15 protein-coding genes are annotated in these 17388 nt (G+C 43.6%); 6 read left to right on the forward strand and 9 right to left on the reverse strand.

The genetic code is table 11. The annotated features are described in order from the left end of the window. Positions 1–37 precede the first annotated feature (37 nt). Genes ACXAD8_RS04280 through ACXAD8_RS04290 form a run of 3 tightly spaced genes read left to right on the forward strand, consistent with a single transcriptional unit; the run spans position 38 to position 3831 of the window. The gene (locus tag ACXAD8_RS04280) at positions 38–2185 is read left to right on the forward strand and encodes a TonB-dependent receptor plug domain-containing protein (RefSeq protein WP_475225316.1); all 2148 of its coding nucleotides are present in this window, start codon (positions 38–40) and stop codon (positions 2183–2185) included. Positions 2186–2189: 4 nt separating this feature from the next. Further along, positions 2190–3014, forward strand: a complete 825-nt coding sequence (locus ACXAD8_RS04285; protein WP_475225318.1) for a citrate synthase family protein — start codon at positions 2190–2192, stop codon at positions 3012–3014. Then, positions 2989–3831, forward strand: coding sequence for a citrate synthase family protein (locus ACXAD8_RS04290; RefSeq protein ID WP_475225320.1), 843 nt, complete (start codon positions 2989–2991; stop codon positions 3829–3831). The genes ACXAD8_RS04285 and ACXAD8_RS04290 overlap by 26 nt, the downstream gene beginning before the upstream one ends. 160 nt (positions 3832–3991) lie before the next feature. Here the strand turns inward: ACXAD8_RS04290 and ACXAD8_RS04295 are convergent, their stop codons facing one another. The 8 genes from ACXAD8_RS04295 to ACXAD8_RS04330 form a co-directional block, all read right to left on the reverse strand. Beyond that, positions 3992–5782, reverse strand: coding sequence for a thiamine pyrophosphate-binding protein (locus ACXAD8_RS04295; RefSeq protein WP_475225322.1), 1791 nt, complete (start codon positions 5780–5782; stop codon positions 3992–3994). Positions 5783–6089: 307 nt separating this feature from the next. Beyond that, the gene (locus tag ACXAD8_RS04300; protein ID WP_475225325.1) at positions 6090–8597 is read right to left on the reverse strand and encodes a GGDEF/EAL domain-containing response regulator; all 2508 of its coding nucleotides are present in this window, start codon (positions 8595–8597) and stop codon (positions 6090–6092) included. Positions 8598–8698: 101 nt separating this feature from the next. Beyond that, on the reverse strand, positions 8699–9247 hold the full coding sequence (gene gmhB / locus ACXAD8_RS04305) for a D-glycero-beta-D-manno-heptose 1,7-bisphosphate 7-phosphatase (protein WP_475225327.1): 549 nt from the start codon (positions 9245–9247) through the stop codon (positions 8699–8701). Positions 9248–9371: 124 nt separating this feature from the next. Continuing rightward, positions 9372–10133 carry an SDR family oxidoreductase gene (locus ACXAD8_RS04310; RefSeq protein ID WP_475225329.1) on the reverse strand — a complete coding sequence of 254 codons (762 nt, stop codon included), beginning with the start codon at positions 10131–10133 and terminating at the stop codon, positions 9372–9374. 18 nt (positions 10134–10151) lie between these two features. Then, positions 10152–11045: a 3-hydroxyisobutyrate dehydrogenase gene (mmsB, locus tag ACXAD8_RS04315; RefSeq protein ID WP_475225331.1), complete on the reverse strand. Its 894-nt coding sequence runs from the start codon at positions 11043–11045 to the stop codon at positions 10152–10154. 2 nt (positions 11046–11047) lie between these two features. Then, on the reverse strand, positions 11048–12169 hold the full coding sequence (locus tag ACXAD8_RS04320; protein WP_475225334.1) for an enoyl-CoA hydratase/isomerase family protein: 1122 nt from the start codon (positions 12167–12169) through the stop codon (positions 11048–11050). Between the two features lie 16 nt (positions 12170–12185). Further along, positions 12186–13343: an acyl-CoA dehydrogenase family protein gene (locus tag ACXAD8_RS04325; protein ID WP_475225337.1), complete on the reverse strand. Its 1158-nt coding sequence runs from the start codon at positions 13341–13343 to the stop codon at positions 12186–12188. Between the two features lie 14 nt (positions 13344–13357). Then, positions 13358–14848 carry a CoA-acylating methylmalonate-semialdehyde dehydrogenase gene (locus ACXAD8_RS04330; RefSeq protein ID WP_475225340.1) on the reverse strand — a complete coding sequence of 497 codons (1491 nt, stop codon included), beginning with the start codon at positions 14846–14848 and terminating at the stop codon, positions 13358–13360. A 246-nt stretch (positions 14849–15094) separates the two neighbouring features. Between ACXAD8_RS04330 and ACXAD8_RS04335 the strand changes: the two genes are divergently transcribed. Then, complete coding sequence (locus tag ACXAD8_RS04335) at positions 15095–15364, forward strand: hypothetical protein (protein WP_475225342.1); 270 nt, start codon at positions 15095–15097, stop codon at positions 15362–15364. A gap of 21 nt (positions 15365–15385) precedes the next feature. Here ACXAD8_RS04335 and ACXAD8_RS04340 read toward each other — a convergent pair whose 3' ends face one another. Next, positions 15386–16000 carry an EAL domain-containing protein gene (locus ACXAD8_RS04340; protein ID WP_475225344.1) on the reverse strand — a complete coding sequence of 205 codons (615 nt, stop codon included), beginning with the start codon at positions 15998–16000 and terminating at the stop codon, positions 15386–15388. 160 nt (positions 16001–16160) lie between these two features. Here ACXAD8_RS04340 and ACXAD8_RS04345 point away from each other — a divergent pair, with 160 nt between their 5' ends. Together ACXAD8_RS04345 and ACXAD8_RS04350 are read left to right on the forward strand one after the other, a co-directional pair. Next, positions 16161–16985 (forward strand): SAM-dependent methyltransferase, encoded by an 825-nt coding sequence (locus tag ACXAD8_RS04345; RefSeq protein WP_475225347.1) that lies wholly within the window; start codon positions 16161–16163, stop codon positions 16983–16985. Between the two features lie 83 nt (positions 16986–17068). Then, positions 17069–17344: a hypothetical protein gene (locus ACXAD8_RS04350; protein WP_475225349.1), complete on the forward strand. Its 276-nt coding sequence runs from the start codon at positions 17069–17071 to the stop codon at positions 17342–17344. The last annotated feature ends 44 nt before the right edge of the window (positions 17345–17388 follow it).

Consider the following 17388-nt stretch of genomic DNA (forward strand, 5'->3'; position numbering starts at 1 on the left):
TAAAAACAAAATCTGCATTTTGACGCGGACACATATTATGAAAAAAAGACTACTCACCACCTGTGTGTTAATGGCCATTTATGGACAAACGTCTATGGCTATTGCTGCAACCCCAATGCTGCAAGAAACCGACTTTAACGACGATTACCTGGACGAAGATTTTGGTGACGACCAATTTGGTGATTTTTATGGTAGTGATGAGTTTATTAGCATAGCTACGGGTACGCAGAAAAGTATTAGTAAGGCCCCGTCTGTAGCTAATGTAATAACTGCAGATCAAATAAGAAGAATGGGTGTAAGCAACATTCACCAGGCAATAGAAACAGTAACCGGAATCCACGTATACCCTTCTAATCTAAACCGCATGAACCCTTCTTATTCCATCCGTGGAATCCATACCAGTCAGAATTCACAAGTGTTAGTGATGGTTAATGGTGAGCGAACCACACAAAACTGGAGTGGTACCAAATGGGACTTGTTTAACATAGGCATTGAGCTGGTAGATAGAATTGAAGTAATACGGGGCCCAGGCTCAGCAGTTCACGGAGCGGATGCCTTCTCTGGTGTTATCAACATAATAACGAAAGGCTTAGATAGTGAAATAAATAGCGAGTTAGGTGCAAAGGCCGGGTCATTTGGGTATCGAAGCTTTTGGTTGAATCAACAACATCAATTTGAGCAATTAACCCTGACCATAAATGCGCAATGGGAAGATTATGATGGAGACAATTCCAGGATCGTTGAGCAAGATGCATTATATGGGCTTGGCTTAGGAGCCATTTCAAATGCACCGGGACCATTAGGAACCGAATTGGAGTCTCTTGATTTGAGGCTTGGCTTTAGTTACCAATCTTTTTATGGTCATTTATGGCATTTGAAAAATGAGGGGGAAACTGGAGCAGGAGCTGCTCAAACTCTGTCGCTAAATGACAACGCTAAAAACACTAAAACGTCTGCTAAGGTTGGATTTAAAGAATCCTTAAATACAAACTGGGATATTGATATTTGGGGTATATTCCAAAACTATAAAGAGGATACCTTTTTTACAATTTATCCAGAAGGTATGGGATTACCAAATTTTGACGAAAACGGTAATTTGACGAACGTCACCATCTTTACTGACGGAATTATCGGCCGACCAATATTGCATGATGAAAACTATGCATTTGAGGCTTCCACGATCTATCAGGGATTCGATAGTCACAACCTAAGATTTTCAATTGGGTCATTAAAAAATGAAATGGAAGTGGAAGAATTTAAGAACTTTGGACCATTGGCGCAAGATTTCATATCCGATACAAGAGATGGAAACTTGACCGATGTCACTGGAACAGAATTTGTCTTCTCACCAGATGTAGATCGCGAAGTATATTATCTGTCTATTCAGGATGAATGGAAAATTGCGAAAGATTGGGAGTTAACTGCTGGTATCAGATACGATCACTATTCAGATTTTGGAAGCACTGTAAATCCCAGGGCTGCATTGGTTTGGCAGGCTGACCACAACCTAACTGCGAAAGCAATTTATGGTAGAGCTTTCAGAGCACCGTCCTTCTCGGAACTGTATGCTATTAATAATCCAATAATTTTGGGCAACCCAAATCTTGAACCAGAAACAATTAATACGTTCGAAGTGGCATTCGATTACAGGCCAAACTTTAACTGGAAGTTATTGTTCAATATATTTGGTTATCAAGCTGATAATTTGATTATTTATACACCTCAACAAGATGGTTCCAGCCTTGCTAACAATGCAGCTGAACAAGATGGATTTGGCGCAGAATTTGAAGCGCATTGGAAATTGGATGAACAGCTCAATTTTAAAGCGGGAGTATCCTGGCAAAATGCTGAAGACGCAATTTCTGAGGAAGATATTCCAGATGCTCCGGGGTTGTCCCTGGATTTTTCTGTCAACTGGGACATCAGTGACAGAGTTCATTTCCATTTAGATACAATGTGGATTAAAGACAGAGAAAGATTACCCTCTGATGCCAGAACTGATATAGAAGACTACAATTGGACAAATGCAAATGTGATTTACGACATGAGTAATAACATTAGCATATCCATAAGTATACGTAATCTGTTGAATGAAAGCGCTTATGAACCTTCAGATGGTCAAATTCCAGGCGACTTCCCTATGGAAGAAAGAGGCTACTGGTTAAAACTTAATTATCAACTTTAATTTTATGAAAACTGTTAAAAAACAAATAGAAGCCAGTAAAGGGGAACGGTTTACCAGCAAAATACCAACTGCAATTTGCTTTGAAGAGCCTAGTCAAAAGAATGAGTTTATCGCAGAAAAGCAATACTTGCATGGTTACGACTTTGAAGAATTAGTAGCCAAGCTCAGCTACCCACAAATGTTATTTCTGACGTTATCAGGAGAACTCCCAACATTAAAGCAGACAGCCATTTTAAATTTTTTATTAAAACTTTTTATAACACCGGGAATTAGGCATCCTGCTACTCGAGCCGCGATGAATGCCGGTATAGGTAGGACCCACGTAACACATATTCTCCCTATTTCCCTTTCAGTTTTATCTTCAGAATATTTAGGTAGCGTGGAAGTTGGGGAATCTATGAAATGGCTAAAGACAAATGCCGATAAAAGCCCTGAAGCCATTTATTGTGAATTTAAAGAACAACTTCTATCTCAAAAACCGAACCCTATTCCTGGTTTTGGTACAATTTATGGTTCAATAGATACTTACATCTTAAAATTTGTTCCACTGCTTAAAAATTTAGAGATTGAACTGCCACTAGTCGAGTCTATTGAAAATCTGTTAAATGAATTAACTAAAAAGGGTTGTGAAATTTCATGGCTATCTACCGGATTAGCCGCTGCACTCTTTTTAGAACTTAAATTAAGCTATCGATTAGGAATCGCACTTTTTCAGATCATGCAAAGTCCCGGCTTAGCAGCTCACGGTATAGAAAAAGCAAACAAGCCGCTGACTGACATGCCTTTTATTCCGGAAAGTAATTATGAGATCAAATCAAGCACCAAATAGTTTTTGGTTGGACAAGGTTGGAAAGATCACCTCATCAAAAGGGGGATGGCGCATTGGTGAGGCTGTTTATAATCACGGCTATGACATGATGCGGGACTTAGTCGGACAGAAATCTTATTTCCAGGTGTTAGTGCTAAATACGACTGGAAGAATCCCCTCGGATAGTTTCTCAAATTGGCTAGAAGCAAGTTTTATATGTCTTAGTTGGCCAGACCCAAGGATATGGTGTAATCAAATAGGAGCATTGACAGGCACGGTTGGAGCCAGTTGTCCCTCTGCAATTGCGGGTGGTATTTTGGCAGCTGACTCACGTATGTATGGTGCGGGTACTATGAAGGCTTGCATGGAGTTTATTTACAAAGCCACAGAAATGTTCAATGAAGGATACGGGATTTCAGAAATTGTCGAAAAAGAGCTAAATGAACGAGCAAAAGTGCTTAGCAGTAAACCTGTTATAGTTGGGTACTCTCGACCTATTGCCTCAGGTGATGAGCGAGTTACGGCGATGATGAGGACTGGAAAGCAATTAGCACTAAAGCAAGGAAAACATGAACAAGTTTGTTTAGAGATACACAGTTATCTCGATGAACATCATCAAGAAGGTTTAAATGTCGCAGGATATTGTGCTTCTGTACTTGCGGATCATGGATACTCTCCGATGGAAGTAGAACGACTGTATTCTAGTTGGGTTCACTCCGGGGTTCATGCTTGTTATTCAGAGGCAGCAGATAATCCTCGGTTGAGCTTCTTACCACTCAGGTGTAGCGATATTGAGTACCATGGCAAACCTAAACGGGTGCTACCTTCGATTGAATAAGAACCCAAAGTCCTGTTTAAAGACTTAGCTATTTCTGTTTTTTGTGGTCTGTAGCCATAGATATAAGATAATCCATTAACTACAGACAGCCTGGAAGAAATCGCAGTTGGTCGATCTTAGCGGGGACCGTTTAAAGTCCCTCAATTAAGACCTTGTTACCCTATCCCCCAGGTGTGGCTGAACCGCCATTCACCGCAATACCTTTAACTCTGTCTCCCATAGGAGGAACTTCGTTTTTATCTACTCTGACATCAATCAGAGTTGGACCATCTTTGCTAAACAAGCGCGGATAATCAATGCTCTCAAGTTCTTCGACGGTGTTGATGACGATACCCTCTACCCCAACCGATTCGGCCATCATAGCAAAATTGACATCACCCAATTCGAAACCAACCTGCTCTGCGCCTCCTAAGCGTTGACCATGCATTACCATGCCCAAAACAGAGTCGTTAAGCACTAAAAACACGATAGGTAACCTCATCTGTTTGGCAACAGTGATTTCCTGAGCACTCATCAGATAACTGCCATCACCAGTGATGCAGACATGCGGTTTTAACGGACCATCTATGCGACTGCCAGCTGCAGAACCGACTACCGCGCCAATCGCCCAGGCCATAGCGCCCAGCCCCATGGCGATGTGTAGTTTTCCGTCGTGTTCTTTGCGTTGATAGTATTGAATCGACCAGGACCAGGCATTACCCGCATCCACAAATACTCTGCTTTCAACAGGTAAGTCACGACTTAAATGGGTAAATAAGCGCTGTGGTTTTATCGGGTTGTCATCGCTCAGACATTTATCTTCATCAAACAAGGAAGTGGCGCAACCATTGATATTTAAACCTGTTGGTTGCGGTAAGCCTTCCCATTCTTTATTCCAGTAGCGTTGGGCTCTGTTCAGCTTTTCGTTAACAATTCTGAATATTGTTGGCAGATGTCCACAAACATGCAGCCGGGCCATGTGGGAACGGGTAAAGTGTTCAATACGGGAATCCACATGGATCAGTTTTTCATTCATCAGTTCACTGGCCCAGCCACGGGTCCCCAGTTCCCCTAAAGCAGCACCGATAGCGATAACTAAATCCAGTTTATTGTGCTCCTGAAGAAGCTCTTTGGCGCTTTCATGGCCTGCAAAGCCAAATACGCCGCGGTAAAGTGGATGGGTTTCGTCTACCCAGCGTTTACCCATAGGACCGGTAACAAATGGCGCATTGATCATTTCCGCAAAGCGCATAATTTCTTCGGAGGCGTCTTTACAACCGTCACCAATAAAGAGGGCCACTTTATTTACGCTCTTCAACTCAATAACCATTTGGTCCATAGCTCCCTGATCTGTCAGGGTATAGCGGCTACGCAGAGTCTTTTTCTCTACATTGGCTTGTTTCAGGGCAACGGTTCTGAGTACATCTGAAGGAATACTGACGTGTACGGGGCCAGCAGGTTCATTTCGGGCCGTCATCAATGCGGATACCAGTTTAGTTTCCAACTGCTCGTGATGACTCACCAGGGTACTGTACTTGGTACAATGGTTGAACATGCTGACAGTATCAATGGCAGCACAAGAAGAGTCTTGCAGTGCTCTTTTACCAAATTTAGGCAGTGGTGTCTGAGCCGTGATAACTAACATTGGGATATTATCAGCATAAGCACCGGACACCCCGGTAATAAGGTTTGTTGCACCAGGACCTGTTGTGGCACAACAAACACCGATTCGACCGGTTTCACGAGCATAGCCATCGGCCATAAATGCTGCACCTGATTCATGTCTAGATACAACGGGCGCTACCCCGCCGTGCCTGGCGCTAACTGCCAGAGCGTTAAATAAAGGTTCAATCGCCCCGCCTGGGACACCGTATACAAAATCAATATTAAGCTGATTCAGGTAATCAACTATCATGTCTGCATACGTAAATACATCCATGTCTAAACCAGATTCCACTTTTGAATCAGCCATAGACATCACACCACCATTTCCTGTCACTTGTTAAAGAAGAGCGTCGTTCTAATTCTGTTTCTAGTATTTAATTTCGCGACTGCTCAATTAGACACTAGTCAAGGTATAAAAGTCTGTTTTCGTCATTAAATTAGACTAATTACACCTGCCTATACCCAGGTATCAATTTTCATCCTTTATGATACCGAGGCGCGTAATCTACACAAAATTTGACCGATTTTGTACCAATAAAGTGATTATTTTTTCACTAATCATCCTACCAGTCAAAAATAGGTTGATTTTCTTACCCAATTTGACCTAGCCGGTATTAATAGTTACCTACGTTGCGTTTTAACTCGTAACGTTCTTCAATAACATCAATACCTAACGGTTTACTGATGTGGTAGCCCTGAAGGTAATCAACCCCTAATCCCTGAAGCTCTTGTGCTGTCTCTTCATCTTCGACAAACTCAGCCACGGTAGTTTTATCTAAGGCACGAGCAACTTCACAAATTGATTTTACTAACGCTTTATCTATGGGGTTGTCTTTCATGTCTTTAACAAATGAGCCATCGACTTTGACGCAGTTGGCCGGCAATTGTTTAAGGTAACTGAAGGTACTAAAACCAGTACCGAAATCATCAATGGAAAACTCACATCCAAGCTCCATTAACTTTTGAATCATGTCCTGAGTGGCCCCAAGATTAGTTAAACTGGCACTTTCGGTAACTTCGAAAATAATTTGTTGCGGGTCAACACCATATTGATTGAGTTTTTCTTCTACCAATGGCAATAAACGCTCGTCACTAAAAGCCTGTGCAGACAGGTTGATTGCTACTTTTTCTAACACAGAATGTTTACTAATCATGCTCATGGCTTTAGAAATTACCTGGTGATCCAGGAGGTTGATGTCTTCAACTCTTTCGATGGCTGGGATAAATTCACCCGGAAAAATCAATTTGCCATCGATCTCCAGGCGAACTAAAGCCTCAAAGTAATGTACTTGTCGGGTAACCGCATCAACAACAGGCTGAAAATGCAAAATAAGCTGATCTTTGGTGATCGCTTCTTGTAGCACGTGCACCCATTGTACAGACATTTGAAAATCTTCAGTTTCTTTGTCAGCTTTTTCGAACACATGAACCAGGTTTCTGCCACGCTTTTTAGCAACATAAAGCGCGATATCAGCTTGCTGCAAATACATTTCCGGCTCAGTCTGCTCACCGTTAATTTCTGTAGCGCCTATACTGCAACTAATTTTGAAAATTCGTTCACCAAACTGATAATGTCCTTGCTGTAACAAGCTACAAATTTCATTGGCAATTTCTCGGGCTTCGTTTTGATTAGTGCGCGGTAAAAGCAGCGCAAATTCATCCCCACCAACCCGACAAAATACGTCAGCCTCTCTTTTAACCGAGGAAATGGCGCTGGCGACTTCTTTCAGGATGATATCCCCCTGATGATGTCCCTGAGTATCATTGATGACTTTGAAGTGATCTAAGTCAAGGTACAGTAACGCATGCACCACACCTTGTTTCTGCGCGGTCACAGCAAGACGATTTAACTCGTTATCAAAGTAATGGCGATTGTAAAGATTGGTCAAAGTGTCGTGAGATGCCAAATGATTAAGCTGCATTTCAGCTTTCTTGCGGTCATCGATATTGTCCAGGTTCAGTGTAACACCGGAAACCTTACCCTGGCGATACAAATCGTTAAATTGCACCTCTACCCAGATAGCATCACCGTGTTTCGTTTCCAATTGAAATTCGATGCGTTTAGAAACGGCTTTGCCTTCCAACATCTGCGTTAAATTATGTTGAACATATTGACGAGTATTGCCATCATCACCAAAAGCAAAATCCGCGAGGGATCTGCCCATAGTGTCATCTTTGGAAAACCCGGTTAATAGTACCCACGCTTTATTGATAAACTTGATATAGCCTTCGGTATCCAGCTCCATCACCACGGTTGATAAGTGATTTAATAATCGAGTGTGAGCTTCAGATAACTGTCGGAATTGTTCTTCCCGACGTTTGATGGTCTTTACTTTATCTTCGAATTGACTATTACTGACCAGGTAATTTTCACGCTGCGCTGCAATAGCAATGACTTTGCGTAATTGTTCTCCTTTAAATGGTTTAGAAATAAAATCTACTGCACCATCAATGAGTAGTTGTTCGGCAAGTTCAGTACTGCCATGGGCTGTCATAATGACGACGGCCTGTTGAGCGTTGACTGCCAGTATGTGCTTCAATACCTCACCACCGGACATCTCCGGCAACTGCACATCCAATAACACAATATCAAATTTGCCTGCTTTGAATTTTTCGACGCCGAGTGTTCCGGTATTTGCCACCTGAACACGGTAATTGTTTTTTAATAATCGAGACGCCAGCTCGGCAATATCAGGGTCGTCTTCTACAACCAAAACAGACATTCTGTTGTCTACCGGTTCATTGCTATCTGAAAAAGCTGTAACCAGATCGGGTAACCTGTCCAGATGTTCGGCGGCAACAACGTGGTTAATAGTAAACGCAGATGCTGTGGTTTTTGCAATATGCTCACAATGGGTGTCAGTGATGAGAATATAGGGGGTGTCTGACGGTACGCCAAATAAATTGGCCCGCACCATTCTGACCAGACGCCAGGCGTCCATCTGGCCAATAAAGGTATCTGAAATGATCAGATCCACTGTTTGCTGTTTCAACATGGAAACCGCATGACTGGAATCCTGAACATGAATTACATTCACATTCCTTTCGGTCAGTAAATCAGTAACGGATTGCTGTCGCACCAGGTTTTCGGTTATCAGCAATACTGAAATGGATGTCGCCATTCTTTTCCCTAAAATCAGATGTATTTAGCATACACAGGCATTTTAATTCCCCATACTACCTGGATTGCGCAGAAACTAAAATACTCATTGCGTCTAAGTGCTCAAATTCTGACATGTAAAAGGGAAGGTGCAACCGCGTCTGCTAATTCTCCCGATACTCCAGACTGGTTGTGTGAGATTAATATGCATTTTTTTACACCTGCCGCCTTTCCAGCAATCATGTCAGTGATTTTGTCGCCAATCATAACAGACTGACTTAAATCAATATTTAGCTCACTGGCTGCGGTATATAACATACCTGGCTTAGGTTTGCGACAATCACAATCCACTTTGTAGTCACCATAACCTTCCTGACCATGGTGTGGACAGTGATACACGGCATCAATATAAACACCTTGCTGTTTAAACTCGTTAAGCATGTAATCTGTTAAATTTTCGAAATCTGCCTCAGAGTAATAACCTCGAGCAATTCCTGATTGATTGGTCACTATCACCAATTTGTAACCCATCGACATAAAGCGTCGACAAGCGGGGAAAACCCCATCAAAAAACTTAAAATCACTGATGCGAAAGGTATAACCGTGATCTTCATTGATAACACCATCACGGTCTAAAAATACAGCCTTGTTTTTTTCGGTCTGTTCGGACATAAAAGAAAATGAATTATTTACTTGTGATTAGCATACCCAATAGTCACCGTTTGGCTACTATCCTTTGGTATGAGAGCGCACGTTTGCTGAAGAAACGTGCGATTAGGAAAGTTTTAATGGCGGTTTAGACGCGAGTACCACCATCAAGCTCAATAACACGGCCAGTAAAGTAGTCGTTTTTGAAGATAAACTTGGCGGTTTGCCCCAACTCTTCCACCTTCGCCAGACGTCGCAAGGGAACTGTACTTAAAAACATCTCCATCATTTCCGGGCGCATTTGGCGGGCCATGTCGGTATCCACCAATCCTGGAGCAATACAAGCTGCACGAATGCCAAAGCGAGCCAACTCTTTTGCCCAGGTGACGGTCATTGTCGCTACAGCCGCTTTAGAGGCGGAATAATTAGTTTGGCCCATGTTTCCGGCACGGGATACAGATGAGACATTTATAATCACACCTTCACAGCCCAGATCTACCATTTTAGCAGCTGCTTCACGAGCACATAAAAAAGTACCAGTTACGTTAACGTCTAAAACCGACTGAAACTGCTCCAATGGCATTTTCTTTTGAACTTTGCCTTCTTTGACTTTAAGTAACATGCCATCACGCATGATACCAGCACTGTTAATTAAGCCATTTAACTGCTTAAAGTCTTCTGCAATGCGTTCAAATACCGCTTCAACTTCTTGTTCATTCGTGACATTCACCACATAAGGACGGGCAGTAATGCCTTTTTCTGAAAGTTCGGCTACGGCCTGATTCAGATTGTCTTCTTTCATGTCCAACAACGCGATATGAGCACCTTCATCTGCCAAAATATCGGCCATTGCACGACCCAGGCCCTGCGCGGCACCTGTAATTGCAATTACTTTATCTTTTAAATTCATGATCTCAGTTTGCCTTTGTTAATGTTTGGTTTGACCCAACAACTGGAAAATACTGGAAAAATCTTTGTTCCCCTGGCCCTGGGCACTCAATATCTGATAAAGATTTTGCGCCAATGCCCCCATCGGAGTCATAGATTGACTCTGATTCGCAGCCTCCATTGCCAGTCCCAGATCTTTTTTCATTAGATCCACCATAAATCCACCTTCGTAGCCTTTGGAAGAAGGCACATTAGGCAGTACATCAGGACAGGGGTTATAAAGCTCTAATGTCCAGTTACGCCCTGAGCTTTGCAACATAATGTCAGACAAAACTTTCGGATCCAAACCGTGCTTGATCCCCATTTGCAATGCTTCTGAGGTTCCTGTCATCAAAATAGCTAACAGCATGTTATTGCAGATTTTGGCTACCTGACCGGCACCAATCTCACCAGCATGGAAGATGTTTTTGCCCATCGCCTCTAACACAGGCTTAGCTTTGTTAAAGTTCGCGTCACTGCCACCTACGATAAAAGTGAGTGTTCCACCCTGGGCACCCGCGACACCACCGGAAACCGGAGCGTCAACAAAACTGATATCCAGAGAGGTTAAATGCTCGCCCACCACTTTGGCTGAAGCGGCATCGATTGTGCTGGAGTCAATCACCATGGCGCCTTTTTTAATATGGGCACTAATCCCCTGCTCAGAAACAAACAGCGATTTTACGTGTTTACCTGCGGGTAGCATGCTGATCACAAAATCCACATCTGTGACTACATCCGCTGCGGAGTCCGCCTTAAGCGCGCCCTGCTCAACCACTTTTGCAACATTCTCAGCTACCAGGTCAAAGACTTTAACATTGTGACCGGCATTAACCAGGTTGGCAGCCATAGGGCCACCCATATTACCTAAACCAATAAATCCTATGCTTGCCATTATTATGCGACTCCTAAATTAGCCAATGGATGGCTTTGCTCAGTCCAGTTACGAGTAAAAAACGAAGCGATAAACTCTTCCGGGATCATGTCCTGTGACGGGTAGAGCCAATTGGGTGCTCCATCCTTATCAATCAGCAAGGCTCTGACCCCTTCCTGAAACTCCCCTGCTGACGCGCAGCGACAGGCCATAATCAATTCCATACGAAAACAGTCAGCTAAAGACAGTTGTTTACCTCTTTGCAACTGCTCCCACACCAAACGCTGAGTGACCGGAGAGCCATTGACCAGGGTTTTAGCGGCCCGGTTAAGCCATTTTTCATCTGACTCGAGCCATTTACTCACCTCAGCCACAACATCAGTCAATGATGTCTGTGCAATAGCGCTCCGGATCTGCGGTTCAAACTGAGCGATGTTAGAGACAGGTAGTTTGTCTTCTGATACAGAGCTCAGTTCGGTCAATACCAGGTTGAGCCCATCGGCAACTGCAGCAAATTCCGCACTTGCCAACTTATCCATAAAAGCGTCAACGCTGGTATCGGCAACGGCATAATCCGCCATACTGATTAATCTGGCATCAGTCGCGTTGATCTGCACACCGGTTAAGCCTAAAAACAGCCCCATGTTGTCTTTAAGCTGGTTCAGGAAGTAGCTTCCACCCACATCAGGGAATAATCCGATGGTGATCTCCGGCATGGCCAGACGCGTTGTTTCGGTCACTACCTTGTGGCTGGCACCGGAAAACAAACCAATACCACCGCCCATGATGAAACCGTTACCCCAAACCACTACAGGCTTGCTGTAGGTGTGAATTAAAAAGTCCAGTTGATACTCTTCTGTAAAAAAGGTCTCAACAGAACTGGGAGTTTTGTTAGGTTCAGCCTGCATTGCCTTATATAAAGACACCACATCACCACCGGCACAAAAAGCCTTTTCACCGGCCCCGCTTAACACCACCGCCGCGATTTCTTTATCGGCTTGCCAGCTTTGCAGTTGTTTAGTCAACAACTGCACCATTTCCAGATTCAGGGCATTAAGTGCCTTGGGCAAATTAAGCTGTGCATGGCCAAGCAGCTTACCGTTTTTTAGCGCAACGGTTGAAAATAAAACTGGCGCTTCGCTCATTTTATTCTCCTTGTTTTTAGAGTAATTCGCCGGCACCTTCTGCCAGAACCCGACGGCCTACAATCAGACGCATGATTTCGTTTGTACCTTCCAGGATTTGGTGTACACGTACATCGCGCACATGACGCTCCAGTGGGTACTCCTGAATGTAACCATAACCACCGTGGATTTGCAGGGCTTCGTCACACACTTTAAAACCAATGTCAGTAGCGAAGCGTTTCGCCATCGCACAATAAGCCGTCATTTCTGGATCATTATTGTCCAGTTTAAAAGCAGCCAGACGCACCATTTGACGTGCGGCAACCAGTTCGGTGGTCATATCAGCAATTTTAAATTGTAGCGCCTGAAATGCCGCCAGAGGTTTACCGAACTGAGAGCGCTCCTGCATATAGTTTTTGGCTGTATTCAGAGCTTGCTGTGCAGTACCAATAGAACAGGTGGCGATGTTAATTCGACCGCCGTCAAGACCTTTCATGGCAAAAGTAAAGCCCTGACCTTCTTCACCCAATAGATTAGTGACTGGGATGCGCACATTTTCAAAGGTTACAAGACGTGTAGGCTGAGCATTCCAACCCATTTTTTCTTCGGCTTTGCCGTAAATAATACCTTCAGCATCAGCTGGAACAACTACCGCAGAAATGCCTTTAGGGCCAGCTTCACCGGTACGCACCATTACTACCATGACGTCGGTTTCACCGGCACCAGAGATGAACATCTTAGAGCCGTTGATGACATACTCATCACCTTCGCATTTCGCGGATGTACGCAACGACGCGGCATCACTGCCCGAACCCGGCTCGGTTAAACAATATGAGGCCAGTTTTTCGCCCATTACCAGTGCTTCGCACCATTCGCTTTTAACCGCTTCTGTGCCCCAGGTGGCAATCATCCAGGAGGCCATATTGTGAATGGTCATCATGGCCGTAGTCGCCGTACAGCCCATAGCCAGCTGTTCAAAAATAATAGAAGAATCTAAACGAGACAGTCCAAGACCACCGACTTCTTCTGGTGCATACAGGCCACAAAAACCTAGTTCACCCGCTTTTTGGATCACTTCTTTTGGAAAGTAGTGCTCTTTATCCCATTTTGCGGCATGAGGCGCTAATTCCTGCTCTGCAAACTGTCTGGCAGTATCAGCAAACGCAATTTGATCATCAGTCAGATTAAAGTTCACATCTCACCCCTTTATTAACGCAAGTGAATGGTCATGTTTGGACCGGTAGGAATATCGTCTTCAAACCAACGAGAAGTAATCGTTTTGGTTTCGGTGTAGAAACGCACAGCCTGCTTACCATAAGCATGCAAATCACCGAAGAATGAGTTTTTCCAGCCAGTGAAGGAGAAGAAAGGTAGTGGCACAGGGATGGGTACATTGATACCTACCTGACCTACCTCAATTTCGTGTTGGTATTTACGTGCAGCAGCGCCGCTGGCAGTAAAGATTGAGGTACCGTTGCCGTAAGGATTGGCGTTAACCAGTGCGATAGCCTCTTCCAGTGTGTCTACACACATGCAGCAAAGTACCGGACCAAAAATCTCTTCCTGGTAAATGCTCATTTCACGCGTAACATTGCTGAACAAAGTTGGACCAATCCAGTTTCCTGACTCATATCCTTCAACAGTACATACAGAGCCATCCACTAAGCAGGTAGCACCCTGCTCTTTACCTTTTTGAATATGGGCTAAAACGCGTTCTTTGGCTGCCGGGCTGATCACTGGACCAAATGCCGCTGACTCATCATCCCAAAGGCCTGGTTTTACGTCATTGAACAGTGGTACCAACTCATCAATCCATTCCTGAGCACTACCTACAAATACAGCAACAGAAATCGCCATACAACGTTGCCCCGCAGCGCCCACAGATGAGCCTACCAGGTTATTCAGAACCTGAGCCTTATTGGCATCTGGCATAATAACGCTGTGGTTTTTAGCACCGGCAAAACACTGTGCGCGTTTCATATTTTCGGTAGCCGTTTTATAAATATACTGACCTACTGGCACAGAGCCAACAAACGAAACCGCTTTGATGTCCTGATGATGTAACAAACCGTCTACAGTTGATTTATCACCGTGCAGCACGTTTAACACACCTTTAGGCGCACCGGCTTGCATGAACAGTTCTGCCAGTTTCATTGGCGTCATGGGATCTTGCTCAGAAGGCTTAAGTACAAAAGTATTACCCGCTGCTATAGCCATCGGGAACATCCACAAGGGGATCATAGCAGGGAAGTTAAAGGGAGTAATACCGGCGCAAACACCCAAAGGTTGGATGTAGCTATAAGTATCGATACCACGAGCAACGTTTTCTACCGTTTCACCCATCATCAGAGCCGGCATATTAATGGCTTGCTCTACAACTTCAATACCACGCCAAACATCGCCTTTTGCATCAGCGAAGGTTTTGCCGGTTTCCTGACTCAGGATTTTGGCAATTTCGTCGTGGTTTTCTTTTAACAATGCCTGGTAACGCATCATCACGCGGGCACGTTCAGAAACCGGCGTTTCACGCCAGGTTTCAAAAGCGGCTTTTGCGGATGCAACAGCCTTTTCCACTTCCATGGCTTCTGCCACAGGTGCCAGGGCAATAGTTTCATTGTTGGCAGGGTTAGTTACATCGATAGTTTTTGTGCTTTGAGAGGCGACGAATTCGCCGTCAATTAACAAGGGAACGGTTTGCATAGGGTACAAGCTCTTTTGTTAATGTTAAGAAATTGTAGCGACTTTAGCAGAGTTTTGACCTTTACGTTAACGTCAATTTAAAAAATATCATCTTTGAAAGTGACAACCAGAGCTTACACTCCCGATTGAAAACCCATCGGAACAGAAGATTGGCAAGTTAAAAATGGAGAATTACAGAGTAATAATTTGCACAATTAGACTTTCTTGCATATGGTTAAGAAATATGCCGATTAGCAAGAGAGTGATATGAACAGACCACGTGGAGATCAAATTACCCATCACAGAATATATGAGACTGCCAGTGATCGCCGAGACAATGCTAACCGAACTCATGGTCAGCAGCGTACCCGGTCAGGGTCAATTGAAATAAGACGTCGCTCAGGCTCAGTGGACCATTTTCATTATCACGAAAATCGCAACACCACGGGCTTTATGGTAAGTCGAGGTAGCCATACCGACAGACACGGCACAGTGACACATGGCCGCAGAAATGTCGATCCATCTTACAGACCCTAATTCTTTTTAGCACTTAACGCTCTAACTCGCGGACGCCAATCGACCCACTTGGGAGTGTAAACGCTTGATAAAGTCCCTTGCTGGCAGCGGTGGTGCCCAGTAATACCCCTGCCCGTATGCACAGCCTTGTGCTTTTAGTTCGGCTGCGATCTCAGCGGTCTCTACACCTTCTGCCACATTTTCAAGATTCATTGCACGACTCATCTGAATAATGGCGTTCACAATGTGCTGCTGTTTGTTAGCTAACATGTTGCGCACAAAAGACATGTCAATTTTCAATGTGGAGGCATTAAAATTAGACAGATAATTTAAATTTGAATATCCAGTGCCGAAATCGTCGATGGCAAAATTAATCCCTTTATCAACCATGGCGTAAATTTGTTGTTTAATGTGCTCGGCATTTTCTACAAACAATGATTCAGTGATCTCTAACTCCAGCATACAGGGATCTAATTGAAATTTTTGCAAGGCTCTGAACACATGGTTTGGCAAGTTCCCTCGTTTAAACTGCACAGGCGAGATATTCACTGCAACGGTAAGCCCTTTATATCCCAGTTGATGCCATTTTGCACATTGCTGACAAGCCGTTTCAATGACCCATTTGCCAATTTCAACGCCGATATTTTCAAAACACATGAGTTGCTTGTTTTGTGCGTATATATAGCTTCAGTTGTACTGGCCTTGTAGCTCGTAAGCACTCTGTAAAAACAATTGATTATTATTTTATGGATTGCGACTTGTTTGATAGTGGCATATGCTTAACATGGAATAGAAAAAGATAATAGGGAAATCAAACATGACTGCAAAACAAGGCAGCCTGACTATTGCCGGATGTGGACTTCACCCTGGGCACATGACATTAGAAACTGAAAGTCTGATAAAAAACGCAGAAAAAGTCTTATTGGTAGCCCCAAACCCCCTCTCTATTCAGCACATTATCAGCCTGAATGACACCACCGAACACCTTGGCAAGTATTATAATGAAGAAGGTATTTCCCGCCCTGATATTTATAAAAAAATGGCCATGCACATTGTCGACCTGGTACGCAATGGCGTTCAGGTCGTTACTGTATTCTATGGGCACCCAGGCGTGTTTGTCACCTCTACCCGTCTGGCCAGCAATGTATTAAAAAATGAAGGTTTTCCAGTCAAAATGTTGCCAGGTATTGCCGCTGATGCTTGCCTGTATGCAGATCTTGACCTGGACCCAGCAGATACCGGCTGCCAATCTTACGAAGCAACCCGTTTTTTACTAACAAAACGAACACCTGATACCAGTGCCGCTCTGATTTTATGGCAATTGGGATTAACTGGAGAGCACACAAGTGATCATTTCACTCCCGGAGAGCAAGGCATACAGGCGTTGAGCCGATTATTGCAAGAATATTATCCTGCAAATCATAAAGTCTGTATATATGAAGCTCCAACACTTCCCGGTTTTCAACCGAGAAAAGATTGGATTGAAATATCCAGGTTGGCGAAAAGCAAAGTAAGCGTGATTTCCACGTTATATGTTCCTGCTTGTAATGAGTCCTCTTTTGCAGAAGAGCGTCTCGAGTGGCTAGGAATCACTGCGAGTGATATTGCACACTGGAATGAACCTTATGAATTAAAGAATTAAGCCAATTAAGCAGCATGGCTTATCTTAGATCCCAGGAAAGAGGGATTTAATTATCATTAGAATGTAATAAAGAGGAAAATGGCATGGACAATTTAAGTCGATTTTACATTGAGCTATCCACAAATGCAGACAAACTGACAGCGTTTAATTGTGCGGACAGTAAAACAAAACGCTTGATGCTAGAAACCGCCGGCGTGGATGATATTGAGCACATTTTGTCACAAAATGAAGAAAGCCTAAGAAAAACGCTTGCTTCAAATTTAATTTCAAATACTGGTCAATGGCACGGAATTGAAACAAACGCAGGTAACACGGATAACAGAGATAATAAATTCAAAGTTAATCTACAGAACCACTAAATACTTGTGTGATCATTAAAACTGCAAATAAGCTAGCCGCTCAT

This window comes from Planctobacterium sp. AWH2_060 (assembly GCF_056158425.1).

What these genes read in the sequence shown, in the direction of transcription:
- ACXAD8_RS04350 (WP_475225349.1), top strand. Translation starts at nt 17,069, where the DNA reads ATGGACAATTTAAGTCGATTTTACATTGAGCTATCCACAAATGCAGAC.
- ACXAD8_RS04290 (WP_475225320.1), top strand. Translation starts at nt 2,989, where the DNA reads ATGAGATCAAATCAAGCACCAAATAGTTTTTGGTTGGACAAGGTTGGA.
- ACXAD8_RS04330 (WP_475225340.1), bottom strand. Translation starts at nt 14,848, where the DNA reads ATGCAAACCGTTCCCTTGTTAATTGACGGCGAATTCGTCGCCTCTCAA.
- ACXAD8_RS04335 (WP_475225342.1), top strand. Translation starts at nt 15,095, where the DNA reads ATGAACAGACCACGTGGAGATCAAATTACCCATCACAGAATATATGAG.
- ACXAD8_RS04295 (WP_475225322.1), bottom strand. Translation starts at nt 5,782, where the DNA reads ATGGCTGATTCAAAAGTGGAATCTGGTTTAGACATGGATGTATTTACG.
- ACXAD8_RS04280 (WP_475225316.1), top strand. Translation starts at nt 38, where the DNA reads ATGAAAAAAAGACTACTCACCACCTGTGTGTTAATGGCCATTTATGGA.
- ACXAD8_RS04285 (WP_475225318.1), top strand. Translation starts at nt 2,190, where the DNA reads ATGAAAACTGTTAAAAAACAAATAGAAGCCAGTAAAGGGGAACGGTTT.
- ACXAD8_RS04310 (WP_475225329.1), bottom strand. Translation starts at nt 10,133, where the DNA reads ATGAATTTAAAAGATAAAGTAATTGCAATTACAGGTGCCGCGCAGGGC.
- ACXAD8_RS04340 (WP_475225344.1), bottom strand. Translation starts at nt 16,000, where the DNA reads ATGTGTTTTGAAAATATCGGCGTTGAAATTGGCAAATGGGTCATTGAA.
- gmhB (WP_475225327.1), bottom strand. Translation starts at nt 9,247, where the DNA reads ATGTCCGAACAGACCGAAAAAAACAAGGCTGTATTTTTAGACCGTGAT.
- ACXAD8_RS04345 (WP_475225347.1), top strand. Translation starts at nt 16,161, where the DNA reads ATGACTGCAAAACAAGGCAGCCTGACTATTGCCGGATGTGGACTTCAC.
- ACXAD8_RS04320 (WP_475225334.1), bottom strand. Translation starts at nt 12,169, where the DNA reads ATGAGCGAAGCGCCAGTTTTATTTTCAACCGTTGCGCTAAAAAACGGT.
- ACXAD8_RS04300 (WP_475225325.1), bottom strand. Translation starts at nt 8,597, where the DNA reads ATGGCGACATCCATTTCAGTATTGCTGATAACCGAAAACCTGGTGCGA.
- mmsB (WP_475225331.1), bottom strand. Translation starts at nt 11,045, where the DNA reads ATGGCAAGCATAGGATTTATTGGTTTAGGTAATATGGGTGGCCCTATG.